Here is a 1,307-nt window from a genome sequence, read left to right as displayed (position 1 = left end):
ATTGAAAGAAGTAAATATGAAATAAAGGTAGAAGATTTGAGAATAAATGCCTACGTTCATCTCATCCCAATAAATTAACTTAAGTATAAAATACACAAGTCCTACTATTATACTTAAAATACCCGTTATCATACCTATAAAGGTTGCAAGCCGAAGTGGTACTTTGGAATTGCAGATTATACCGAGTATCCCCATATCATAAAGCGTGTAGAAGTTATTTTTGGTAACTCCTTTAATTCTTACCGGTTGATCGTAGGGGATCTTAGCTACCTTATAACCGGCTTCCGCGAGCATTCCTCGAAAAAACGGATACGGATCATGCATCTGTCTAAGAGCCGCGATGACCTTTTTATCAAAAAGTCCAAAGCCGGTAAAATTCTTAAAAATTTCGATCTCAGATAGTTTTGATAAGAGCTCGTAATAACACTCTCTGATTTTAAACATCACGCCGCGCTCCTCGCTATCTCGCTTAATAGCCAAAACCAAGTCGTTGCCCTCCTGCCATTTTTTTATAAACTCTGATATCATCTCAGGCGGATCTTGCAAATCGGCTACGATAGAGATAACAGCATCTCCGTCTGCGCCCAAAAGCGCATAGGTTGGCGATTTGATATGCCCGAAGTTTCTGGAATTTACGATGATCTTTAAATTTTTATCATCGTTTGCAAGGCGTTTTAAAATTTCAACTGTTCTATCGGTCGAAGCATTATCGATAAATATATGCTCGTAGGCATACTCCAGAAATTCGCCCATAACTTTTTTTACGCGCGCATAGACCTCCTCTACGTTTTCCTCCTCATTAAAGCAGGCGGTAACTATACTGATCTTTTTCATATCATCTCCTAAAGACGAAAAATTTATTTAATAAAAATGATACCGCAGCTAGCGGGATCAAAAGCACAAAACCGCTTATATACATATTATCAAATCCAAGCCACTTGAAAAGCCATAGAAAAAATATATTTAAAAAATAAGTAATGATGTAAACTAGCATAAATCTAAATATCAGACCGTTATCACTTCTACCGAATACCAGCTTGCCCATAGTTTTAAAGTTAAACAATACGCCTAGTATCGTAGAAAACAATACGGCAAGAGGATAATATAGACCCAAATAGATAAAAAGGGCGAATAGCCCATACCCGAAAGTAGTATTTAGAATTCCGACAAGGAGAAATTTAATTAAAAGCATGATTAATTTATTTTCTTGTATATATTAACTGATGTAAATATAGCATTATTTATAGGCTCAACTCCAATAATAGGGATTAAATTAAATAATAAATCAATACTGGCCACTATGATAA

At 35.5% G+C, this 1,307-nt stretch carries 2 protein-coding genes; both read right to left on the bottom strand.

Going from position 1 to position 1,307, the window contains the following annotated elements:
- A partial coding sequence (locus Q0340_RS06610) for a glycosyltransferase family 2 protein (RefSeq protein WP_298082648.1) occupies window positions 1-834 on the bottom strand: 834 nt, incomplete at its 3' end.
- A 1-nt stretch (window position 835) separates the two neighbouring features.
- Window positions 836-1,192: a GtrA family protein gene (locus tag Q0340_RS06605; RefSeq protein WP_298082647.1), complete on the bottom strand. Its 357-nt coding sequence runs from the start codon at window positions 1,190-1,192 to the stop codon at window positions 836-838.
- Between the last annotated feature and the right edge of the window lie 115 nt (window positions 1,193-1,307).

Source organism: uncultured Campylobacter sp., assembly GCF_938045595.1.
Taxonomy (GTDB): domain Bacteria; phylum Campylobacterota; class Campylobacteria; order Campylobacterales; family Campylobacteraceae; genus Campylobacter_B.
This window is presented reverse-complemented; position numbering and strand designations above follow the sequence as displayed.

What these genes read in the sequence shown, in the direction of transcription:
- Q0340_RS06605 (WP_298082647.1), bottom strand. Translation starts at nt 1,192, where the DNA reads ATGCTTTTAATTAAATTTCTCCTTGTCGGAATTCTAAATACTACTTTC.